Here is a 19,769-nt window from a genome sequence, read left to right on the forward strand (position 1 = left end):
GGTGATGATCCATAACATCGTCGGAATGGTGTACGGACCGTCGCCGGTATGGATCAGCACCACGATGTTGTACTTGGCGCAGACTTTCATCGCCGGACGCAACCAGTCCAGCGCCCGGTCCGGGCGATAACCGTGCATGTTGGCGTGCAGTTTGAGCATCTTGAAGCCGTATTCCTTGATGTGGAATTCCAGCTCTGCCGCACCGTTTTCCGGGCCCCAGCGCGGGTTGAAGTTGAAGTTGCCGATGAACCGGTCCGGGTACTTCACGCAGAGTTCGGCGACGTAGGACATGTAGTCACGCACGCCCTCGCGGCCCCGGCGGTTGCCGTCGCGATAACCGGTGTTGCCCGGTGGCGGCTGGATGAAACCCATGTCGATGCGGCGTGGTTTGCCGTTGATCATGTACGGGCCGTCCATCAGCTTGAGCATGCGCTCGCCGGTGAACGGTTCGCCGGTGTGGCGCCAGGCCTCGTCGACCAGGTTGGTGGGGTGCAGATGGGTGTCGATGATCATCGGTTCAGCTCCTGGCCAGTTGCGTGGTGACGGGGCGCTTGAGCTGCGCCTCTGCTTCGGAAACGGAACGCGGCGGTGCGGTTGGCTCGAGGCCGATCATCCGCGCGGTGTTGTTGCCCAGGTATTCCTCGAGGGTGTCTTCGTCGAGGTTCAGACCCTGCGGCGGCTCGTGGCACAAGACTTCGAGCAGGCGCAGCCACATGCCCGGTTCGTTCGGCGGGGTGTCGGTGCCGAAGAGGATCTTGTGCGTCGGCAGAACCTTGGCGAACTCGACGATCCGCGATTGCAGGCACCAGCCGGACTCGCAGTAGACGTTGGGCAGTTCCATCGCCCATTGCATCGGTTCGAACACGTAGACCCCGCCGGTCTGCACGCCGAAGTGGGCCATGATGAAATTCACGTTGGGGAATTCCTTGATCATCGGCACCCATTCCGACGGGATGCTATACGGCCCGTCGCCGGTGTGCAGCTTGACCGGAATGCCCAGCTCGGCGCATTTCTCGAAGCACGGGCGCACCCAGTCCAGTGCACGGTCAGGCCGGTAGGCGTGCATGTTGGCCTGCATCTGCACCATCTTGAAACCGTGCTCCTTGACGTAGCGCTCGATCGCTTCGACGCCGTTTTCCACGCCGCAACGCGGGTTGTAGACGAAGCAACCGATGAAACGATCGGGGTAGGTCTGCACCATTTTCAGGGTGTAGGCCATGTAGGCGTCGATGGATTCACGACCCGAGAGTTCGCCGTCGGTCCAGGTGTAAATCGTGTTGCCCTGCGGCGGCTGGATGAAGGCTTTGTCGATCCGGCGAGGCTTGCCGTTGACCATGTACGGGCCATCCATCATCTCCAGCAGACGCTCGCCGGTGAACGGGTCACCGTCATGCCTCCAGGCGAGGTCCACGAGATCCGTGGGATAGCAGCTGATATCGATGATCATTGAAGTCGATCTCCTGATAGCGGGGAAGGGAGCCTTGCGGCTCTCGGCATCCACGCCCCGGGCTATCGGCCATTTCTATGCGCAGGTCTCGCGCATTCCCTCGCCTGTTCGCATCCGGCCCGGGTGGGTGGTTGCTGAGGGCGAGTATTGGAAAGGGGGAAGGGGTTCGTACAATATTAATTGGGCGCGGTGGTGATACTTGGGCGATATGGTTTTGGTTTTTACTTCTGCGGAAACTGTACAGGCGCTATCGCGAGCAGGCTCACTCCTACAGGGGGGCACATTCCAATTGTAGGAGTGAGCCTGCTCGCGATGGCGGTGTGTCATTCGACAGTGATGTGACTGATGGGCCTCTTCGCGAGCAAGCCCGCTCCCACAGGGGAATGCATTTCAGCGGGAGGAATGCGCTCGAAATGAGGGAGTGAGCCTGCTCGCGATGGCGGAGTGTCATTCAACAGTGATGTGACTGATGGGGCCTCTTCGCGAGCAAGCCCGCTCCCACAGGGGGAATGCATTTCAGCGGGAGGAATGCGCTCGAAATGTGGGAGCGAGCCTGCTCGCGATGGCGGTGTGTCATTCAACAGTGATGTGACTGATGGGCCTCTTCGCGAGCAAGCCCGCTCCCAAAAGGGTAATGCATTTCAGCGGGAGGAATGCGCTCGAAATGTGGGAGCGGGCTTGCTCGCGAAGGCGTCAGGACTGTGTACGCAGGGCCAACTGTTTGATGGCTTCAACCACCGGCGCCACGCGCTCGGCCTGGCCATGCGGCCACACCGCGTAGAGGTTGTAATGCGCAGCAATCTGCGCCTCGTTCAACGCCACCAGCCGCCCACTGCGCAACGCATCGGCGGCGAGTAGTCCGCGCACCAACCCGGCGCCAACCCCGGCTTCGGCAGCCGCAATCAAGTTCGCCGCATTATCGAAAATCACCCGCGCCGCTGGCTCTACCGGAGGCATCCCGGCCGCATCCAGCCACGGAATCCACGACCGCCGTGTATACCCCAACAGCGGCAGTTGCAGAATCTGCGCCGGGCTCAACGGCAACTGCAAACCATAGCGCTCAAGCAGCCCCGGCGAGGCCACGGCCAGCACCCGGTCGTCACAGATCTGCGTCATCTCGCAGTCATCCCAATCGCCATAGCCGTAACGCAACGCCAGATCGACGCGCTCGAATGTGCTGCGATCACTGCGCGGCATCGACAGCAGCGTCACCTCGTAATCCGGCAGGCCGTCGAGCAATTCCGGCAGGCGCGGATTGAGCCAGCTCTGCGCCAGTTCACTGTCCACGTCCAGGGTCAGACGCTGCGCCACGCTGCGGTTTTTCACCGAGGACAGTGCACGGTCGATCTGCGCCAGACCATCCGCCAGCACGCTGGCAAACAACTGCCCGGCATCGGTCAGGTTGCTGCCGCCACCTTCACGCACAAACAACGGCTGGCCGATGAAGTCTTCGAGGGCGCGGATCTGCTGGCTGATCGCGCTGTGCGTCAGATCCAGTTTGCGCGCCGCGCTGGAAAAACTGCCGCTGCGCGCTGCGTGGATGAACGCGCTCATGGACTGCACCGACGGGTATCGCTTGTACATGTTGTTAGTCCTGCTTACACCGGTTGGCAGAAATCGTCGCTGGCCGCGTGTTGCCCGGGTTCCAATAATCAGTCACCAGGCCCGCACAAAGACGGGCCGCTCTTTTGGAGCCTGACAATGATCGCATTCACGGTAAACGGCGAACGACGCGAGCTGGATGAAGCGTCCCCCTCCATGCCCTTGTTATGGGTACTGCGTGATCAGCTGAAACTCACCGGCACCAAATTCGGCTGCGGCATGGGCCTGTGCGGTGCCTGCACCGTGCATCTGGACGGAGTCGCGGTGCGTTCCTGCCAGTTGCCGCTGGCCGCCGTCGCGGGCCACAGCATCACCACCATCGAAGGCCTGTCGCCGAGCGAAAGCCATCCGCTGCAACTGGCCTGGGTCGCCGAAGATGTGCCGCAATGCGGCTACTGTCAATCCGGGCAGATCATGTCTGCCGCTGCGCTGCTCAACACCGGCGCTGCGGTGACTGACGATTCGATCCGCAACGCGATGTCGGGGAATATCTGCCGTTGCGGCACTTACGGGCGGATCAACAAAGCGATCAAGCGCGCGGCGAACGCGCCGAAGGAGGCGTGATGAGCCTGCGCGACGACACCTTGAACGAGCCGTCCCGTCGGGTGTTTCTCAAGCAAGCGGCGACGCTCGCTTCGGGCCTGGCGATTGCCATTTACCTGCCATCCGCCAGTGCCGCCAGCGACCCGAAAGCTCCGGCGCCGGCCACTGAATTCGAGCCCAATGCCTGGGTGCGCATCTTCCCCGACGGCACGGTGAAACTGGTGGTGCATAAACACGACTCTGGCACCGGCACGCAAACGGCATTGGCTGCGTGTGTGGCTGAGGAGCTGGATGTGAACCCGATGACCGTGCAGGTGATCACCCCGGAAGATCCGTTTTTCGACACCTACATTCACCCGATCTGGAAGGTCTTCTCCACCGGCGGCAGCACCAGTGTGTCGCTGGAATACGAGCGCTTGCGCATGGCCGGGGCCACGGCGCGGGCGCTGCTGATCGCGGCGGCAGCGCAGCAATGGAAGGTCAGCCCCGACAGTTGCAGCACCGAAGAAGGTCGGGTCATTCACAGCGCCAGCAAACGCAGCCTCGGCTACGGCGAACTGGTCGGGGTGGCGGCGCATCTGCCGGCACCGGCCCACGTCACGCTGAAGGATCCGGCACAGTTCAAATACATCGGCAAACTGCGCCACAAACGAGATGCTGCGGCCAAGGTTTGCGGGCGTTTCAAGTACAGCATCGACGTGCAGCTACCGGGGATGCTGGTGGCGGTGATTCAGCGCGCGCCAGTGGTCGGAGCGAAAGTGCTTGGCGTCGATTCGGCGGCGGCGTTACAGGTGCCGGGCGTACGCAAGGTGATTGCAGTCCCCGGGCGCCCTGACGTGCTCGGCGGCAACCTGGAAGGCGTCGCGGTGCTGGCCGAGACGTTCTGGGCGGCGCAGCAAGGGCGCAAGCTGCTGGAGATCAAATGGAGCGATTCGCCGCTGGCCGGGTTCAACAGCGCGGAACTGGCCAAGGCGCAAGCGGCTGCTATTACCGATCCGAAAAGCCAGACCATCAAGGCCATGACGCATGGCGACGTCGACGCGCAATGGACGGGCGCGGCGCAACTGATCGAAGCCGATTACAGCATGCCGTACAAAGTGCAGAACCCATTGGAGCCGATCTGCATCACCGCGCACGTACAGGATAAGGCGATCACCTATTGGGGCGGCGTGCAGGTGCCGTCCTCGGCGCTGGAAGCCGCGCAAACCGTGTGCGGCATCACCAAGGACAAGGTCACCATCAACGAGTTGGTGTCCGGCGGCAGCTTCGGTGCGCGTGAGGCCAAATACTGGTTGTTCGAGGTGGCGTATCTGGCGCAACAGACCGGTGTGCCGGTGAAGTTGCTCAACAGCCGCGAAGACGAAATGCACGCATTGTTCAATCACCCGGCGACGCTGCACTGGGTCAAAGGTGCGCTCGATGCCCAAGGCAAACTCAGCGCGCTGCAACTGCACGCTGTGTCGCCCGCCTCGCCGGAGCAGTGGGAGCCGGGCTACTTCGAACGCCCGGATCACATGGATTACAGCACCACCGAGGCAATCACCGCGTGGGACTTCGCCTATCGTCCGCCGCACCTGGAGTTGAACTGGGTGAAGCACGAAAGCCATGTGCCCAGCGGCTGGTATCGCTCGGTGAGCTTTATTCCCAATGTGTTCGCCGTCGAGAGCTTCATGGACGAGTTGGCCCATGCGGCAGGCGCGGATCCGCTGACGTTCCGTCTGGCCAACATGCAGGAGCGGCCACGGCATGTGGCGGTGCTGAAACAGGCTGCCGAACGCGCCGGATGGGGCCAGCCGTTGCCACCGGGCACTGCGTTGGGGATCGCGACCAATCAGGGTTACACCAGTTTTATCGCGGTGGTGGCGCGGGTGGCGACGGTCGATGGCAAGCCGAAAGTCGAGAAGCTGACGTGCGTGGTCGATTGCGGCTTGGCCGTGTCGCCGGGCGGGGTCGAGGAGCAGATCTACGGCGGCCTGATGTGGGGCCTTGGTCATGCGTTGTTCGACCGGCTCGATATTCAGCAGGGCAGGGTGGTGCAGAGCAATTTCCACGATTATCGCGTGACCCGCATGTCGGACATGCCGGCCACCGATATCCTGGTGCTGGACGGTGAGCCGGGCAAACCCGGTGGCGTCGGTGAGCTGGGCAGTCCGTCGGTGGCACCGGCGATTGCCAACGCCCTGTTTGCGCTGACTGGAGTGCGCCAGCGTTCGACACCGCTGAGCCTGGGGTAAGCCGCCATGGACCTGCGTCTGCTGCGGTATTTCATGGCCTTGGCCGATGAGCTGCATTTCGGCCGCGCCGCGGAGCGTTTGCACATCTGTCAGCCGCCGCTGAGTCAGCAGATTCGTCTGCTGGAAGAAGAACTCGGCACGCCGCTGTTCGAGCGCAGTCATCACCGGGTCGAGCTGACAGCGGCGGGGCAGATGCTCAAGGAGCAGGCGCCGCTGGTGTTCGAACAACTGGAACGAGCGCTGGACCTCACTCGTCAGACCGGACGCGGCCAGCTCGGAGAACTGGAAATCGGCATGATCAGTTCGGTGATGGTCGGCGTGCTGCCCAGAGCCCTGCACCTGTTTCGCGAGCGCTATCCGCAGGTGAACTGGCGGCTGCATGAAATGACTCCGGCGGCGCAGGTCAAGGCGTTGAAGGAAAAACGTATCGACGCCTGCGTGTTTCGTGTCGGTTATGACGATCCGTTGCTGCGCAATGAGTTGCTGATCTACGAGCCGATTCATGTGGTGATGCCGGCCGATCATCCACTGGCCAGGCGCGAAGTGCTGGCCCCGGCGGATCTGGCCCAGGAGCCATTTGTTGCGCTGGAACTGAAGCAGTCGCGGTTTGCCAATTTCCTTTATCAGTGCTGCATCCAGGCCGGGTTCACCCCGCAGATCCGTCAGCAGGTGATTGAGGTGCAAACCCTGCTCAGTCTGGTGCGCGCCGGTTTCGGGGTGGCGCTGCTACCGGCCTCGATCGAGCAGTTGGCCCCGGCGGGGCTGGTGTTTCGCAAGCTGACGCCGGCGCTGCCGGAAGTGCCGTTGTATGCGACTTACCGGGCGGATGATGCTTCGCCGGTGCTCAGATTGTTTCTCGATACGTTGCGGGAGTTGGTGGAAACCTCCGGCCAACGCTAATCCCCCCTGTGGGAGCGGGCTTGCTCGCGAAGGCGGAGTGTCAGTTAAAAATCAGTTGAATGACACACCGCCTTCGCGAGCAAGCCCGCTCCCACAGGGGGATTGTGGTGGTGCGGGAATTTATGTTCGGCACCATCACGAACGCCTGCGGTCGTAATCTTCACACGCGCAATCCCTGTGGAGATCCAATGAGCCAGGAAGTCCTGACCACTGAAACCAATCGTCGCCAGTTGCAGCAGATCATCGCCGGGCTGTCCGACGGGGTGATTCTGCTGGAGCTCGATCAGAGCATCCTCTGGGCCAATGAGGCGGCGCTGGCCATGCACGGTGTCAGCCGGATCGGTGAACTGGGGATTAATGCCGATGAGTATGCCAAGCGTTTCACTCTGCGCTATCGCAACAACCACCTGTTGCCGCCCGAGAGCTATCCGATCAGCCGCGTCGCCCGTTGTGAAGTCTTCAGTGATCTGTTGATCGAGTTGTGTGCCGTGGATGACCCCGAGCATGTCTGGGTGCACAGTGTGCGCAGCATGGTGCTCACCGACCGCGAGGGTCAGCCGGAGTCGCTGGTGCTGATCATGAGCGACGTCACCGATTGGGCCAACGCCGAGCAGCGCTTTGAGAAGACCTTCAATGCCAACCCGGCGCCGGCGGTGATCTGCCGTCTCAGCGATTTGCGCTACATCAAGGTCAATCCGGGGTTTCTGGAGATGACCGGTTACACCCGCGATCAGGTCATCGGCACCTCGGCCTATGAAATCGACATCTTCGAGCAGGCCGAGCAAAAGGACCTGGCGATCCAGCGTCTGCGCGATGTGGCGACCATTCCGCAAATGCAGGCCGAACTGCGCCTGCCCGATGGCGGCAGCAAGCAAGTGATCGTCGCCGGTCAGCCGTTGGTGCTCAACGATGAGGATTGCATGCTGTTTTCCTTCGTCGACATGGAGCTGCGGCACAAGGCCGAAGTGGCGCTGCGTCAGAGTGAGGAACGCTTTGCCAAGGCGTTCCGTCTGACCCCGGTACCGATTCTGATCTGCACGGCCGCTGAGCAGCAGGTGATCGACGTCAATCAGGCGTTTCTCGACACGCTGGCCTATGACAGCGACGAGGTCCTGGGCAAAACCGTGACCCAGCTGGATTTCATTGATGACGATGGCGCGCGGGCCCGGCTGCTCACGGCCTTGCACAAGAGCGGACGGGTGGATCGGGTCGACGTGCGGGTGCGCAAGAAGGATGCCGATCTGCTGGAGTGCGCGGTGTCTGCCGACACCGTGAATATTCAGGACACGCCGTGCTATCTGCTGGTGCTGATGGACATCACCGAGCGCAAACGCACGGAGCTGGAGTTGGTGGCAGCGATTGAGGAGGTGATGAAGGATGCAACGTGGTTCAGCCGTACGCTGATCGAAAAACTGGCCAACGTGAAGAAGGTCAACTCCCCGCAGCTGCCGAGTGTGTCGTTCACTGACCTGACGGCGCGTGAGCGCGATGTGCTGGGGCTGATCTGCGAAGGGCTGGCCGACAAGGAAATCGCCGCACGCCTGAAGCTGGCGCCGAACACGGTGCGTAATCATGTCGCCACGGTGTATTCCAAGCTCGATGTGCACAGTCGCAGCGAGGCGATTGTCTGGGCGCGGGAGCGGGGGCTGTTTTCCGGTGAGCGGGGCGCGAAGGGGCAACGGTAGGTGCAAATGCACTATCCCATGCGGTGCAAATGCAGGTTCTGGTGGGGTGGGGCAGTTCTTAGTCTGTTGGGGTGCGATACGAGCCTGTTGGCTCGGGATCGTCTCCCTTCGAAACAGTTAAAGGAACAGCCATCATGATGAGTCTTGCGCAGTTGCGCGCCAGCCTGGAACACAGCTTTTCGCCATTGGCGTGTGAGTGTTCAGTGGATGGGGATCAGTCGCTGACGGTGAAGTTGTATCACCAGGATTCGGGGCAGGTGGATCTGGTGATCAGCGGGTTGAAGCTTGATGCGTTGCGTACGCCGGAGGCAGTGGCGGCGTTGATTGATGAGTTGCGGTATGAGTTGGAGAGCAATTCTTTGCGGGCTTCTCGGGATCCGGATATGGCTTAGGGTTTGGGGTTGTTTTTGGGTGTATATCCGTTGCTGCGGTAACGGCGGCTTAGGGTTCCGCCCTTACGGCGGGTCACTTTTTACAAACGCCTAAAAAGTAACCAAAAACGCTTTACCCTGACGTTCGGCCCTCGCTTAGGCTCGGGTTCCTTCGCTGCGGGATTCATCCGGGGGGCAGCGCCTACGGTTTGCTTCGCTGCACCTCCTCTCGCTGTGTTTGGCTGCGCCAAACGGTCGCTGCGCTCCCACCCCCGGATAAATCCCTCCACTCAGCCTGCCGACGGGCCCTCAGATCAAGAGCGGTACTCGAGCTAACGCTCATTGTGTTGAGTGGTGAAAAGCGGATGCGATCTGCTGTGATTTTTGTGGGAGCGGGCTTGCTCGCGAAGGCGGCCTGACCGCTGGCTCATTCAGTCAGGAATACTCAACCCCTGTGGGAGCTGGCTTGCCAGCGATGGCGGCCTGACGGCTGACCCATTTCAGTCAGGAATACTCAACCCCTGTGGGAGCTGGCTTGCCAGCGATGGCGGCCTACGAGCCGCCCGATCTCTAACTGAATGCACTCAATCCAAATGTGGGAGCGGGCTTGCTCGCGAAGGCGGCCTGACAGCCGACTCATTCAGTCAGCAATACTCAATCTCTGTGGGAGCTGGCTTGCCAGCGAAGACGGCCTTCCAGCCGACCAATCTCTAACTGAATGCACTTAATCCAAATGTGGGAGCGGGCTTGCTCGCGAAGGCGGCCTGACCGCCGACCCATTTCAGTCAGGAATACTCAACCCCTGTGGGAGCTGGCTTTCCAGCGATGGCGGCTTACGAGCCGACCAATCTCTAACTGAATGCACTCAATCCAAATGTGGGAGCGGGCTTGCTCGCGAAGGCGGCCTGACGGCTGACCCATTTCAGTCAGGAATACTCAACCCCTGTGGGAGCTGGCTTGCCAGCGATGGCGGCCTACGAGCCGACCAATCTCTAACTGAATGCACTCAATCCAAATGTGGGAGCGGGCTTGCTCGCGAAGGCGGCCTGACAGCCGATTCATTCCGTCAGCAATACTCAATCTCTGTGGGAGCTGGCTTGCCAGCGAAGACGGCCTTCCAGCCAACAAATCTCTTGCTGATGTATCCGTTCCACTCAGCGTTGCTCCCCACAAAATCGACAGCCAATTCCCCTATCCCTTTCCATTTCACTGGCGCTTACAAGGTGGTCGGCTATAAAGAATGAGTGGTCAGGTCTTCTGTGATCCGCTGCAGTCGTGCGCGATTGCGGAAGTGGCTCTTCCATTCATCGCGGGTCGTCCTATGAATAATCCTGGGAAACGCGTGTATCTGCCGTTGTCGCTGGTTTTCTCTGTCGCTCTGTCAAGCGGTTGTGCCAGTCCTCCGCCACCTCCACCTGCTGCGCCACCGCCACCGCCGGTGCGTACTTGTCAGACCCTGGAAAACACTCAGGTGTCTGGCGATATGTACGTTGACGAGCAGGTCACTCGGCATATCACCACCACCCGTTGTGTCACGCAGTAGCGTGGGGCGGCGTTTGCGTTGAGGGCTCGGGTCGAGCGGGTTGTGCTGGTGGCCGATCTGGCCGGTACGGCGGTGTTTGCCGTGGAAGGTGCGATTGCAGCGATGCGGGCTCAGCTCGACCTGCTCGGGGTGATGGTCATTGCGTTTATCGTTGCCCTTGGCGGCGGGGTAACGCGTGACTTGTTGATTGGTGCCGCGCCGCCCAAAGCTGTGGCCGACTGGCGCTATCCGGTGCTGGCATTTGCCATGGGCGGGCTGGCGTTTGTCTGTCATGAGCAGGTGTTGGCCTGGTCCGGTTCGACGCTGATCGTGCTGGATGCTGCGGGCCTGGCGCTATTCGCCGTGGCCGGTGCGCAGAAGGCTTTGAACTTCGGGATCTCGCCGTTTGTGGCGATGCTCATGGGGACGATTACCGGGGTGGGTGGCGGGGTCATTCGCGACATCGTGTTGGCGCGGGTGCCGGTGGTGCTGCAGGCGGATTTGTATGCCAGTTCGGCGTTCGTCGGCGCGGCGGTGTTGATCGTCGGGCGGCGTTGCGGGGTGTCGCCGGTTGCGGCAGCTTTGCTGGCGGGAGCCGCCTGTTTGCTGTTGCGCTTGTTGTCGGTGCACTTTGGCTGGCAGTTGCCCAAGGTCATTGCCTGACCTCAATCCATTGTAGGAGCTGCCAAAGGCTGCGATCTTTTGACTTTGATTTTTGCAGATCAAGATCAAAAGATCGCAGCCTGCGGCAGCTCCTGCACAGGTGCGTCTGGTTTAGGACAGGAACCCACCGTCCACATTCAGTGAAACCCCGGTGGTGTAGCTCGACGCATCACTCGCCAGATACAGCACCGCCCCGGCCATTTCACTCGGATCGGCCACGCGCTTGAGCGGGATCTGCGTCAGCGCCTGCTTGAGGATCGCGTCATTCTTCACCAATGCCGAAGCGAATTTGGTGTCGGTCAGGCCCGGCAGCAGGGCGTTGCAGCGGATGCCGAATTGCGCGCATTCCTTGGCGAAGACCTTGGTCATGTTGATCACGGCGGCCTTGGTCACCGAGTAGATGCCCTGGAACACGCCCGGTGAAATCCCGTTGATCGAGGCGACGTTGATGATGCTGCCGCCACCGTTTTCGCGCATCAGCTTGCCGGCCTCCACCGACATGAAGAAGTAGCCGCGAATGTTCACGTCAACGGTCTTCTGGAATGCGCCCAGATCGGTGTCCAGCACGTTGCAGAACTGCGGGTTGGTCGCGGCGTTGTTGACCAGAATGTCGAGGCGGCCGAACTGTTCCTTGATCCCGGCGAACACGTGGCTGATCTGTTCCATTTCACCAATGTGGCAGGCCACGGCGGTGGCTTTGCCGCCGGCGGCAATGATCGCGTCGGCGACGTGCTGGCAGCCCTCGAGCTTGCGGCTCGAAACAATCACGTGGGCGCCTTGCTGGGCCAGCAGTTTGGCGATGGCTTCACCGATGCCACGGCTGGCGCCGGAGACGAATGCGATTTTGCCGTCGAGGTCGAACAACTGAGTCTTGGACATAAAGGTTCCTTGGTGTGGGCCGTCAGAGGCTCGATTTCGCAATGACCTGCAGGCTCATCTGCTCCAGCAGTTTGTTCATGTGAATGAACTGCGCGAAGCGTTTGTCCTGGGTCTGGCCGTGGTAGAAGCGGTAGTAGATCTGCTGCACGATGCCGGCAAGGCGGAACAGGCCGTAGGTGTAATAGAAGTCGAAATTGTCGATCCGGATGCCCGAGCGCTCGGCGTAGTAATCGACGAACTCGCGGCGGGTCAGCATGCCCGGGGCGTGGCTCGGCTGGCGGCGCATCAGTTGCACCGGTGCCGGATCATCTGCCTGAATCCAGTAGGCGAGGGTGTTGCCCAGGTCCATCAGCGGATCGCCGAGGGTGGTCAGTTCCCAGTCGAGCACGCCGATGATCTGCATCGGGTTGTTCGGGTCGAGGATCACGTTGTCGAAGCGATAGTCGTTGTGGACGATGCTCGAAGTCGGATGGTCGACCGGCATCTTGTCGTTGAGCCAGGCTTTGACCTGCTCCCAGTGTGGCGCATCCGGGGTCAGGGCTTTTTCGTAGCGCTCGCTCCAGCCTTTGATCTGGCGGGCGACGTAGCCTTCTGGCTTGCCCAGATCGCCAAGGCCGCAGGCGTTGTAGTCGACGCGGTGCAGCTCGACGAAGCGGTCGATGAAGCTCTTGCACAGCGCTTCGGTCTTCGCGGCATCGAGGCCCAGTTCCGGCGGCAGATCGGAGCGCAGGATGATGCCCTTGACCCGCTCCATCACATAGAACTCGGCGCCGATCACTGACTCGTCGGTGCAGTGCACGTAAGCCTTGGGGCAGTACGGGAAACCGTCGCGCAATTGATTAAGGATGCGGAATTCGCGGCCCATGTCGTGGGCGGACTTGGCCTTGTGGCCGAACGGCGGCCGGCGCAGGACGAACTCCTGCTGCGGGTATTCCAGAAGGTAAGTCAGGTTCGACGCACCGCCGGGAAACTGGCTGATCTGCGGGGTGCCGGTCAGGCCCGGAATGTGCGCCTTGAGGTACGGATCGATCAGGCTGGCATCGAGTTCTTCGCCAGAGCGGATCCGGGTGGACTGGTCAGTAAGCGCCATGCTTATCCCTTCTGCTTATTTTGGAGGCCAGACATCATTGGCTAATCTAATGGCGCGCTTGGGCGGCCACAAGCGCGCAGCGGTCTTATAGGTTAGCGTGTTGCAGGATAATCAGCGTTTCGAATAGGTACGGCAGCGGGGCGCTGCCGGCTCTTTTCAATGCACGCGCTGGTTGTTGAGCCTGGGGGGCAGGGCGATCGGCGTCAGCACCGGTTGTCCTGAGAAAAATGCCACGAGGTTTTTCCCTACCAGTTCCACCGTGCCTTGGGTGGCTTCGGGTGACAGGCCGGCAACGTGCGGCGTGAGAATCACGTTGCTCAGGACTTTCAGTGCATCCGGCACCTGCGGTTCGTGATCGAACACGTCCAGCGCGGCGCCGGCAATCCGCCGTTGTTCCAGGGCGATGATCAAGTCGGCGGTGGCGATCACGCTGGCCCGGGCGATGTTGACGATGAAACCGTGCGGGCCAAGGGCGTCGAGCACCGGGCGAGTCACCAGATGCTGGGTGCCGATTCCGCCCGGCGTAGCGATGATCAGAAAGTCCGAGCCGCGTGCCAGTTCGGTTGGCGTCGAGCAGAACGCGTAAGGCACATCGCTGCGCAGTTGACGGTTGTGGTAACTGATCTGCATGTCGAAGCCGAGCTGGGCACGTCTGGCAATCGCCATGCCCACCGCGCCCAGTCCGAGAATCCCCAGGCGTTTATTGGCCAGCGACGGGCGCATGATCTTCGGCCATTCACCCCGGCGTACTGCCGCATCGCATCGCGCAATGTCGCGCACCAGCGCCAGCAGCATCGCCATCGCATGATCGGCCACCGACGAGGCGTTGACCCCGGCACCGTTGGTCACGGTGATCCCGCGATCGCTGGCAGCCTGCAGGTCAACGTGTTCATAACCGGCGCCGATCACGGTGATGATTTTCAGCGCCGGCAGGGCGGCGATTTCCTCAGCGGTCAGTCCCAGCGGGCCACGGGTCAGCACCGCGTCGATCCGCGGACCGTGGCTGGCGATGGCTTGCGCACGTTCGGCAGGGGTTGGCGCGAGGATCAGATGAAAGCCCTGCTGCTCGAGAATCGGCAGATAGTCATTGATGGTTTCAACCAGTACCAGAACGGTGGCGGGCATTGCGCGGCTCCTGTGATCTATGACGGTGTGGTCGCGAAAGTCGTGTCAGAGTGCTGATTCCAGAGCGGTTTGGCAATGGTGGCCGCAGCCCCGCTTCAGCCAGTGTAGGAGCTGCAACGGGGAGCGCGCGGGCGCTTCGTCAGAAGCTCACGTCGGCGCTGTTGATCAGCTGCGCAAATGCCCCGCCGAGAGTGGCATTGTGGTGCTCGATGATGGCGTGGGCGGGCAGCGCCGGAGTGTCCATGCAAGTGTGCGCGTCGGCCACCAGCAACGGCTTGAAGCCCAGATCGGCAGCGGCGCGGCAGGTGGCGTCAATGCAGAACTGCGTCTTCATGCCGACCAGGTACAGGTCTTGGATGTTTCGGTTGTTGAGCTGCTGCGCCAGATCGGTGCCATGGAAGGCGCTGGGCCGTGACTTGTCGAACAGGTGGTCGGCATCTGCGCCCAGTTCGAGCTCCGGCAGCAGTTGCCAGAAGGCGCTGCCAACGGCAATCGGCGAACCTGCCGGGCCGGTGTGGCGTACGGCGTAGATTGGCACGTGTTGCTGGCGTGCCTGGTGGATCAGGTGCTTGATGTTGGCGAGCACACGCTCGCCGTCGTGGGGTTTTTCCGGGCCATGGAACAGACCGACCTGCATATCGATGATCAACAGTGCTGCGGACATGGTGTTTCTCCTTGATGGCTGCAAAAGCCGCACGGACGGGAGAAACAACAAGGCCCCGTCCATTGCTGGCGGGGCCTTGGGTTTACTGCGCGGGGTTTACCTCACGCACAAACACCACGACCCGCCGGTGGCGGTCGTGGTGGTACGGGTGAGGTACAGCGCGCAAATGTTCATGTGCCCGATCATGCTGGTGCGTGCGCCGGGCTGTCAACCGGCGTATTGGGCGATGCCGTTGCCGAACGACCAGTTTTCCTTTTTGACTTCCACCAGATTGATGAACACGTCTTCCAGGCGAATGCCCAGATGCGCGTTCAGGTTCTGGGCGATGGTCTGGTACAGGGCTTTTTTCTGCTCCACGGTCCGCCCTTCGTTGAGCGTGATCTGGATGATCACCAACTGATCGCTGCGCTGGATGCCCAGATATTGCGGGTCGAAGATGAAATGCTCGCCATCGTGCTCGTTGAGAATCTGGAAGTTGTCATGCTCCGGGACGTTGATGGCGCTGCGCATGGCGGCGTAGATCTGCTCGCCGATGCGTTTGGCGAAGGTGGGGTCGGTGTGCTTTTTGATTTCGACGCGGACGAGGGGCATGGGCTGCGACTCCGTGGGGCAGGGGACTCATCTCACGCTAGAACATGTCGGCCAAATTGAAAGCGTGGGGTGATGAATTCGCCGCTGTTTTTGTATGAGGCTACCTACAATTTTCGCGGATTTTGCCTACGAATTTGGCAGATGCATCTGCTATCGGAAGGGTGAAGAACGCGAAATCATATGGGCACAAAGCAGCCCGGGCAGGGAATGCCAGCAGCCAAGGAAGGCAAATGCTTCAAAACAATCGAGAACACCTTGAACTCGAAAGGCTCCGAAATGAAACACGCAAACTCATCGCCGAAAGAAAAAAACTTCTGGCGGAAGAGAAGAAGCTAAGCAGGGAAACGTATTTATATCCGCTCGCCGTATTAGGTGCCCTAGTGACTGCAATCACTGCGGTAGCAAGCGTTTTTTTCAAGTTTTGAGTGTTTTTGTTTCACCACTGTCAGACCCATAAGCCAAAAAGGAAAAACGAACATGAGCACCTATGACCTCAAAGCCAGAATGGAAGAACTGGAACGTGAGCACGATGAGTGGGAAGAAAGAATGCGTATTAAAAACAAGGGCGATATGTACCCAATCTGGGGAATGCTAGCGTTCGGCCTGTTTTGCATGTCACTCGGATTCATGCTGGCTCGATCAATCTGATCAAGTCTTCCTGCTCGTATTACGTTGAAACTTGCCGGAAAACGACATCTGGCGTATCCGGAGCCGACAGCCATTTTCCCGAAAACGACAACCCGCTGATCTGCTCCGCACAACCATTCCTCAGCTAAGTCTTTGCTTCTGCTCATTTATCGCGGAGAATCGCGCCCCTGTTTCGGCCGGAGCATGTCTGTCGGTTTTTTCCGACGCGTCCTGACCGAGTGGCAAGTGACCGGAATGCGGAGATCCGACCGGATGAATGATCAGGCCAATAGCGTCGACGAACGCTATGAAGCGGCAGCACCAGCTGAACTGTCGAGCTGGAATCGCCATGACACCACGTGGATGTTGGGACTGTTCGGGACGGCGATTGGCGCCGGCACCCTGTTTTTGCCGATCAACGCCGGTCTGGGTGGCTTCTGGCCGCTGGTGATCCTCGCGCTGCTGGCCTTCCCGATGACGTTCTTCGCTCACCGCGGGCTGACCCGCTTCGTGCTCTCCGGTCGCGAAGGCGCGGACATCACCGAGGTGGTCGAGCAGCATTTCGGCATCAAGGCCGGTGCGCTGATCACGCTGCTGTACTTCTTCGCCATCTTCCCGATCCTGCTGATCTACAGCGTCGGCCTGACCAACACCGTCGCAAGTTTCCTCGAGCACCAACTGCACATCATGCCGCCACCGCGCGCGCTACTGTCGTTCGTGCTGATCCTCGGCCTGCTGGCCGTGGTGCGTTGCGGCGAGCAAGTGATCGTCAAGGCGATGAGCCTGATGGTGTATCCGTTCATCGTCGCGCTGCTGTTCCTTGCGGTGTACCTGATTCCACACTGGAATGGCGGCATCCTGACTACTGCCTCGCAAGTACCGGCGCCGTCGGCGCTGCTGCACACGCTGTGGCTGGCGATTCCGGTGATGGTGTTCTCGTTCAACCATTCGCCGATCATTTCGGCGTTTGCGGTGGACCAGAAGCGCCGTTACGGCGCCAACGCTGACCAGCGCAGTTCGCAGATCCTCTGCCGTGCCCACCTGTTGATGGTGGTGATGGTGCTGTTCTTCGTCTTCAGTTGCGTACTGACCCTGTCGCCGGAACAACTGGCTGAAGCCAAGGCGCAGAACCTGTCGATCCTGTCGTACCTGGCCAACCACTTCAGCAACCCGACCATCGCCTTCGCGGCGCCGTTGATTGCGTTCGTGGCGATCTCCAAGTCGTTCCTCGGTCACTACATCGGTGCCAGCGAAGGCCTCAAGGGCCTGATCGTCAAGAGCGGCAAGCGTCCGGGCGCCAAGGCGCTGGATCGCATCGTGGCGGCGTTCATGCTGGTGGTGTGCTGGATCGTCGCGACCCTGAACCCGAGCATCCTCGGGATGATCGAGACCATCGGTGGCCCGGTGATCGCGGCGATTCTGTTCCTGATGCCGATGTACGCGATCCGCAAAGTGCCGGCGATGGCGCGCTATCGCGGTCAGGCGTCGAACGTGTTTGTCACCGCCGTAGGTCTGGTGGCGATTTCGGCGTTGATTTATTCGCTGACCGCTTAAAGATCAAGAGATCGCAGCCTGCGGCAACTCCTAAAGGTATACACAAACCCTGTAGGAGCTGCCGAAGGCTGCGATCTTGCGCTTTTCAGCTACAGTAGGCCGCTGCGCATCTCTCATGCGCAGCGGTTTTTTTTCGTCTGGAGACAGTGGATTGTCGAGCGCGCGCCCACCTGTTGATGCACCCAATCGCTGGCAGGACATCCTCGCCGGTCTGTCGATTGCCGGTCTGCTGTTGCCCGAAGCGGTGGCTTATTCGACCATCGCCGCGCTGGCGCCGCAGGCCGGGGTGATCGCCCTGTTTGCCGGGTTGCTGTGCTATGGGCTGTTTGGTACCAGCCGCTTTGCCATTGTTTCCGCTACGTCATCTTCGGCGGCGGTGCTGGCGGCGGCCACCGCGACCCTGGCCAATGGCGACCCGCAACTGCGCTCGACGCTGGCGGTCGGGCTGGTGTTGGTCACCGGCGGGCTGTTCGTGCTGGCGGGAATCTTTCGTTTCGGCAGTGTCACCGCGTTTATTGCCAAACCGGTGTTGCGCGGGTTTGCCTTCGGCCTCGCGCTGACGATCATCCTCAAGCAGGTCGCCAGCGTGGTCGGCGTGCATTTGACCGACGCCAATCTGGTGCGCTTCGCCCCGCAATTGCTCGAACAACTGCCGCAATGGAACTGGCCGGCGGCGGCTGTCGCAGCGGTGGCACTGCTGCTGTTGGGACTGTTCTCGCGCTTTCCTCGGTTGCCCGGCGGATTACTCGTGGTGGTGATCGGCATCGTCGCCGGGCAATGGCTGAACCTGCCGGCCCATGGCGTGCAGATGATCGGTTTGATCGACCTGAGCCTGGAGGTGCCGAGCCTGCCGGTGCTGCCGTTTGCCGACTGGCTGCGGCTGGGGGAGGTGGGGTTCGCGCTGGTGATGATTCTGTACGCCGAGTCGTACGGTTCGATCAGTTCGTTCGCGCTCAAGCACGGCGACCGTGTCACTTCCAATCGCGATCTGCTGGCGCTGGGCGCCTCCAATCTATTGTCCGGCTTGTTCCATGGCATGCCGGCGGGGGCGGGGTATTCGGCGACGTCGGCGAACGAGGCGGCGGGGGCGACTTCACGCTGGGCCGGTGGCGTGGCGGCGCTGGTGGTGCTGGTGATTGTGCTGACGGTGCTGCCGTGGATCGCCCTGACGCCGGAGCCGATTCTGGCGGCCATTGTGATTCATGCGCTGGCGCGTGGCTTGAGTCTGCAACCGTTGGGGCGCTATTTCGTCTGGCGCCGGGATCGGCTGCTGGTGTTGTGCGCGGTGGGGGCGGTGTTGGTGCTGGGCATTCTCGACGGGTTGCTGGTGTCGGTGGCCATCAGCGTGTTGCTGATGCTCAAACAGATGTCGGCGGCGGATATCCAGGTGCTCGGGCGGATCGACGGCGGGCATGACTTTGTCGATCTGCAGCGTCATCCGACGGCGACGACTGAGCCGGGCGTGCTGATTGTGCGGCCCAGCGAGGCGTTGTTCTTTGCCAATGTGGAACGGATTCTCGGCGCGGCATTGCGCCTGGTGCGGCATGCGAATGGGCCGGTGCACACGGTGATTCTCAGTCTTGAAGAAACCCCGGACCTGGACGGCACCAGCATCGAGGCGATGCAGGAGTTCTTCCTGCGCGTGCATCAGGAGGGCAAGCGGCTGATTCTGGCGCGGCTCAAACACGAGGCGCTGGCGGTGCTGGAGGCGTTGCCTGAAGTAACGAGCAACCGTGTGATTCTCAGCGGGCTTAGCGTTGACGGGGCGGTGCAGCAAGCCTTGAAGCCTGACGAATCCCTGTAGGAGCTGCCGAAGGCTGCGATCTTTTGATCTTGCTTTTTAAGATCAAGAGCAAAGATCGCAGCCTTCGGCAGCTCCTACAGGGGAATGTCGAACACGAATATATTTGTCTACTGAGAGCACGCATAAAAAAAACGCCGCGCATCTCACGATGCGCGGCGTTGTTCATTGCGTTGTAGCGTTAGGCTTGAACGACCGGAATCTTGGCGTTCGCAGCAGCTTCACGGAACTCGGCGATCTGGTCAAAGGACAGGTAGCGGTAGACATCGGCCGCCATGCTGTCGATCTTGCCAGCGTACTCCATGTACTCCTCGACGGTCGGCAGGCGACCCAGGATCGACGCAACGGACGCCAGCTCGGCCGAAGCCAGGTAGACGTTCGCGCCGTCGCCCAGACGGTTCGGGAAGTTACGGGTCGACGTCGAGACCACGGTGCTGTTCGGCTCAACGCGTGCCTGGTTCCCCATGCACA

The 19,769-nt window shown here is 60.9% G+C and carries 19 protein-coding genes; 10 read left to right on the forward strand and 9 right to left on the reverse strand.

The window, feature by feature from the left end; translation table 11 throughout:
• The 3 genes from ACIOUG_RS08775 to ACIOUG_RS08785 all read right to left on the reverse strand — a co-directional run.
• The coding region (locus ACIOUG_RS08775) for an amidohydrolase family protein (RefSeq protein WP_401064428.1) at positions 1 to 513 on the reverse strand (513 nt) is incomplete at its 3' end.
• Positions 514 to 517: 4 nt separating this feature from the next.
• Positions 518 to 1,447 (reverse strand): amidohydrolase family protein, encoded by a 930-nt coding sequence (locus ACIOUG_RS08780; RefSeq protein ID WP_201137938.1) that lies wholly within the window; start codon positions 1,445 to 1,447, stop codon positions 518 to 520.
• A 693-nt stretch (positions 1,448 to 2,140) separates the two neighbouring features.
• On the reverse strand, positions 2,141 to 3,031 hold the full coding sequence (locus ACIOUG_RS08785) for a LysR substrate-binding domain-containing protein (RefSeq protein ID WP_401064430.1): 891 nt from the start codon (positions 3,029 to 3,031) through the stop codon (positions 2,141 to 2,143).
• 117 nt (positions 3,032 to 3,148) lie between these two features.
• Here ACIOUG_RS08785 and ACIOUG_RS08790 point away from each other — a divergent pair, with 117 nt between their 5' ends.
• From ACIOUG_RS08790 to ACIOUG_RS08815, 6 genes are all read left to right on the forward strand, one after another.
• The gene (locus ACIOUG_RS08790) at positions 3,149 to 3,613 is read left to right on the forward strand and encodes a (2Fe-2S)-binding protein (RefSeq protein ID WP_041073291.1); all 465 of its coding nucleotides are present in this window, start codon (positions 3,149 to 3,151) and stop codon (positions 3,611 to 3,613) included.
• A complete protein-coding gene (locus ACIOUG_RS08795) occupies positions 3,613 to 5,826 on the forward strand; it encodes a molybdopterin cofactor-binding domain-containing protein (protein ID WP_401064433.1) in 2,214 nt (737 codons plus the stop codon). The genes ACIOUG_RS08790 and ACIOUG_RS08795 overlap by 1 nt, the downstream gene beginning before the upstream one ends.
• A gap of 6 nt (positions 5,827 to 5,832) precedes the next feature.
• Entirely contained in the window at positions 5,833 to 6,726 is an 894-nt protein-coding gene (locus ACIOUG_RS08800; protein WP_401064435.1) for a LysR substrate-binding domain-containing protein, read from the forward strand.
• Positions 6,727 to 6,914: 188 nt separating this feature from the next.
• Positions 6,915 to 8,411, forward strand: a complete 1,497-nt coding sequence (locus ACIOUG_RS08805) for a helix-turn-helix transcriptional regulator (RefSeq protein ID WP_401064438.1) — start codon at positions 6,915 to 6,917, stop codon at positions 8,409 to 8,411.
• A 134-nt stretch (positions 8,412 to 8,545) separates the two neighbouring features.
• Complete coding sequence (locus tag ACIOUG_RS08810) at positions 8,546 to 8,803, forward strand: DUF1652 domain-containing protein (protein WP_401064440.1); 258 nt, start codon at positions 8,546 to 8,548, stop codon at positions 8,801 to 8,803.
• Between the two features lie 1,564 nt (positions 8,804 to 10,367).
• Positions 10,368 to 10,967 (forward strand): trimeric intracellular cation channel family protein, encoded by a 600-nt coding sequence (locus tag ACIOUG_RS08815; RefSeq protein WP_401064441.1) that lies wholly within the window; start codon positions 10,368 to 10,370, stop codon positions 10,965 to 10,967.
• Positions 10,968 to 11,078: 111 nt separating this feature from the next.
• Here the strand turns inward: ACIOUG_RS08815 and ACIOUG_RS08820 are convergent, their stop codons facing one another.
• The 5 genes from ACIOUG_RS08820 to ACIOUG_RS08840 all read right to left on the reverse strand — a co-directional run bounded on the left by ACIOUG_RS08820 (position 11,079) and on the right by ACIOUG_RS08840 (position 15,316).
• Positions 11,079 to 11,846, reverse strand: a complete 768-nt coding sequence (locus ACIOUG_RS08820; RefSeq protein ID WP_401064443.1) for an SDR family oxidoreductase — start codon at positions 11,844 to 11,846, stop codon at positions 11,079 to 11,081.
• Between the two features lie 22 nt (positions 11,847 to 11,868).
• Positions 11,869 to 12,936 carry a phosphotransferase family protein gene (locus tag ACIOUG_RS08825; protein ID WP_401064444.1) on the reverse strand — a complete coding sequence of 356 codons (1,068 nt, stop codon included), beginning with the start codon at positions 12,934 to 12,936 and terminating at the stop codon, positions 11,869 to 11,871.
• Positions 12,937 to 13,092: 156 nt separating this feature from the next.
• Entirely contained in the window at positions 13,093 to 14,061 is a 969-nt protein-coding gene (locus ACIOUG_RS08830) for a 2-hydroxyacid dehydrogenase (protein ID WP_401064446.1), read from the reverse strand.
• A 139-nt stretch (positions 14,062 to 14,200) separates the two neighbouring features.
• Positions 14,201 to 14,725 carry a cysteine hydrolase family protein gene (locus ACIOUG_RS08835; RefSeq protein WP_401064449.1) on the reverse strand — a complete coding sequence of 175 codons (525 nt, stop codon included), beginning with the start codon at positions 14,723 to 14,725 and terminating at the stop codon, positions 14,201 to 14,203.
• Between the two features lie 207 nt (positions 14,726 to 14,932).
• Positions 14,933 to 15,316, reverse strand: coding sequence for a tautomerase family protein (locus ACIOUG_RS08840; protein WP_401064451.1), 384 nt, complete (start codon positions 15,314 to 15,316; stop codon positions 14,933 to 14,935).
• 230 nt (positions 15,317 to 15,546) lie between these two features.
• Here ACIOUG_RS08840 and ACIOUG_RS08845 point away from each other — a divergent pair, with 230 nt between their 5' ends.
• The 4 genes from ACIOUG_RS08845 to ACIOUG_RS08860 all read left to right on the forward strand — a co-directional run bounded on the left by ACIOUG_RS08845 (position 15,547) and on the right by ACIOUG_RS08860 (position 19,301).
• Positions 15,547 to 15,741 (forward strand): hypothetical protein, encoded by a 195-nt coding sequence (locus tag ACIOUG_RS08845; RefSeq protein ID WP_103484404.1) that lies wholly within the window; start codon positions 15,547 to 15,549, stop codon positions 15,739 to 15,741.
• A 52-nt stretch (positions 15,742 to 15,793) separates the two neighbouring features.
• A complete protein-coding gene (locus ACIOUG_RS08850; protein ID WP_401064454.1) occupies positions 15,794 to 15,964 on the forward strand; it encodes a hypothetical protein in 171 nt (56 codons plus the stop codon).
• A 252-nt stretch (positions 15,965 to 16,216) separates the two neighbouring features.
• Positions 16,217 to 17,497 carry an HAAAP family serine/threonine permease gene (locus ACIOUG_RS08855; RefSeq protein ID WP_401064456.1) on the forward strand — a complete coding sequence of 427 codons (1,281 nt, stop codon included), beginning with the start codon at positions 16,217 to 16,219 and terminating at the stop codon, positions 17,495 to 17,497.
• Positions 17,498 to 17,648: 151 nt separating this feature from the next.
• Positions 17,649 to 19,301, forward strand: coding sequence for a SulP family inorganic anion transporter (locus ACIOUG_RS08860; protein ID WP_401064458.1), 1,653 nt, complete (start codon positions 17,649 to 17,651; stop codon positions 19,299 to 19,301).
• A gap of 178 nt (positions 19,302 to 19,479) precedes the next feature.
• Here ACIOUG_RS08860 and ACIOUG_RS08865 read toward each other — a convergent pair.
• A partial coding sequence (locus ACIOUG_RS08865) for an aconitase family protein (RefSeq protein ID WP_401064461.1) occupies positions 19,480 to 19,769 on the reverse strand: 290 nt, incomplete at its 5' end.

The organism is Pseudomonas sp. NPDC087803 (assembly GCF_044742995.1).
Lineage (GTDB): Bacteria > Pseudomonadota > Gammaproteobacteria > Pseudomonadales > Pseudomonadaceae > Aquipseudomonas.

Excerpts from the sequence above, each read along its gene's own strand:
- ACIOUG_RS08830 (WP_401064446.1), bottom strand. The coding sequence starts at position 14,061 with ATGCCCGCCACCGTTCTGGTACTGGTTGAAACCATCAATGACTATCTG.
- ACIOUG_RS08850 (WP_401064454.1), top strand. The coding sequence starts at position 15,794 with ATGAGCACCTATGACCTCAAAGCCAGAATGGAAGAACTGGAACGTGAG.
- ACIOUG_RS08810 (WP_401064440.1), top strand. The coding sequence starts at position 8,546 with ATGATGAGTCTTGCGCAGTTGCGCGCCAGCCTGGAACACAGCTTTTCG.
- ACIOUG_RS08795 (WP_401064433.1), top strand. The coding sequence starts at position 3,613 with ATGAGCCTGCGCGACGACACCTTGAACGAGCCGTCCCGTCGGGTGTTT.
- ACIOUG_RS08845 (WP_103484404.1), top strand. The coding sequence starts at position 15,547 with ATGCTTCAAAACAATCGAGAACACCTTGAACTCGAAAGGCTCCGAAAT.
- ACIOUG_RS08835 (WP_401064449.1), bottom strand. The coding sequence starts at position 14,725 with ATGTCCGCAGCACTGTTGATCATCGATATGCAGGTCGGTCTGTTCCAT.
- ACIOUG_RS08855 (WP_401064456.1), top strand. The coding sequence starts at position 16,217 with ATGAATGATCAGGCCAATAGCGTCGACGAACGCTATGAAGCGGCAGCA.
- ACIOUG_RS08820 (WP_401064443.1), bottom strand. The coding sequence starts at position 11,846 with ATGTCCAAGACTCAGTTGTTCGACCTCGACGGCAAAATCGCATTCGTC.
- ACIOUG_RS08785 (WP_401064430.1), bottom strand. The coding sequence starts at position 3,031 with ATGTACAAGCGATACCCGTCGGTGCAGTCCATGAGCGCGTTCATCCAC.
- ACIOUG_RS08780 (WP_201137938.1), bottom strand. The coding sequence starts at position 1,447 with ATGATCATCGATATCAGCTGCTATCCCACGGATCTCGTGGACCTCGCC.
- ACIOUG_RS08805 (WP_401064438.1), top strand. The coding sequence starts at position 6,915 with ATGAGCCAGGAAGTCCTGACCACTGAAACCAATCGTCGCCAGTTGCAG.
- ACIOUG_RS08840 (WP_401064451.1), bottom strand. The coding sequence starts at position 15,316 with ATGCCCCTCGTCCGCGTCGAAATCAAAAAGCACACCGACCCCACCTTC.
- ACIOUG_RS08800 (WP_401064435.1), top strand. The coding sequence starts at position 5,833 with ATGGACCTGCGTCTGCTGCGGTATTTCATGGCCTTGGCCGATGAGCTG.
- ACIOUG_RS08790 (WP_041073291.1), top strand. The coding sequence starts at position 3,149 with ATGATCGCATTCACGGTAAACGGCGAACGACGCGAGCTGGATGAAGCG.
- ACIOUG_RS08825 (WP_401064444.1), bottom strand. The coding sequence starts at position 12,936 with ATGGCGCTTACTGACCAGTCCACCCGGATCCGCTCTGGCGAAGAACTC.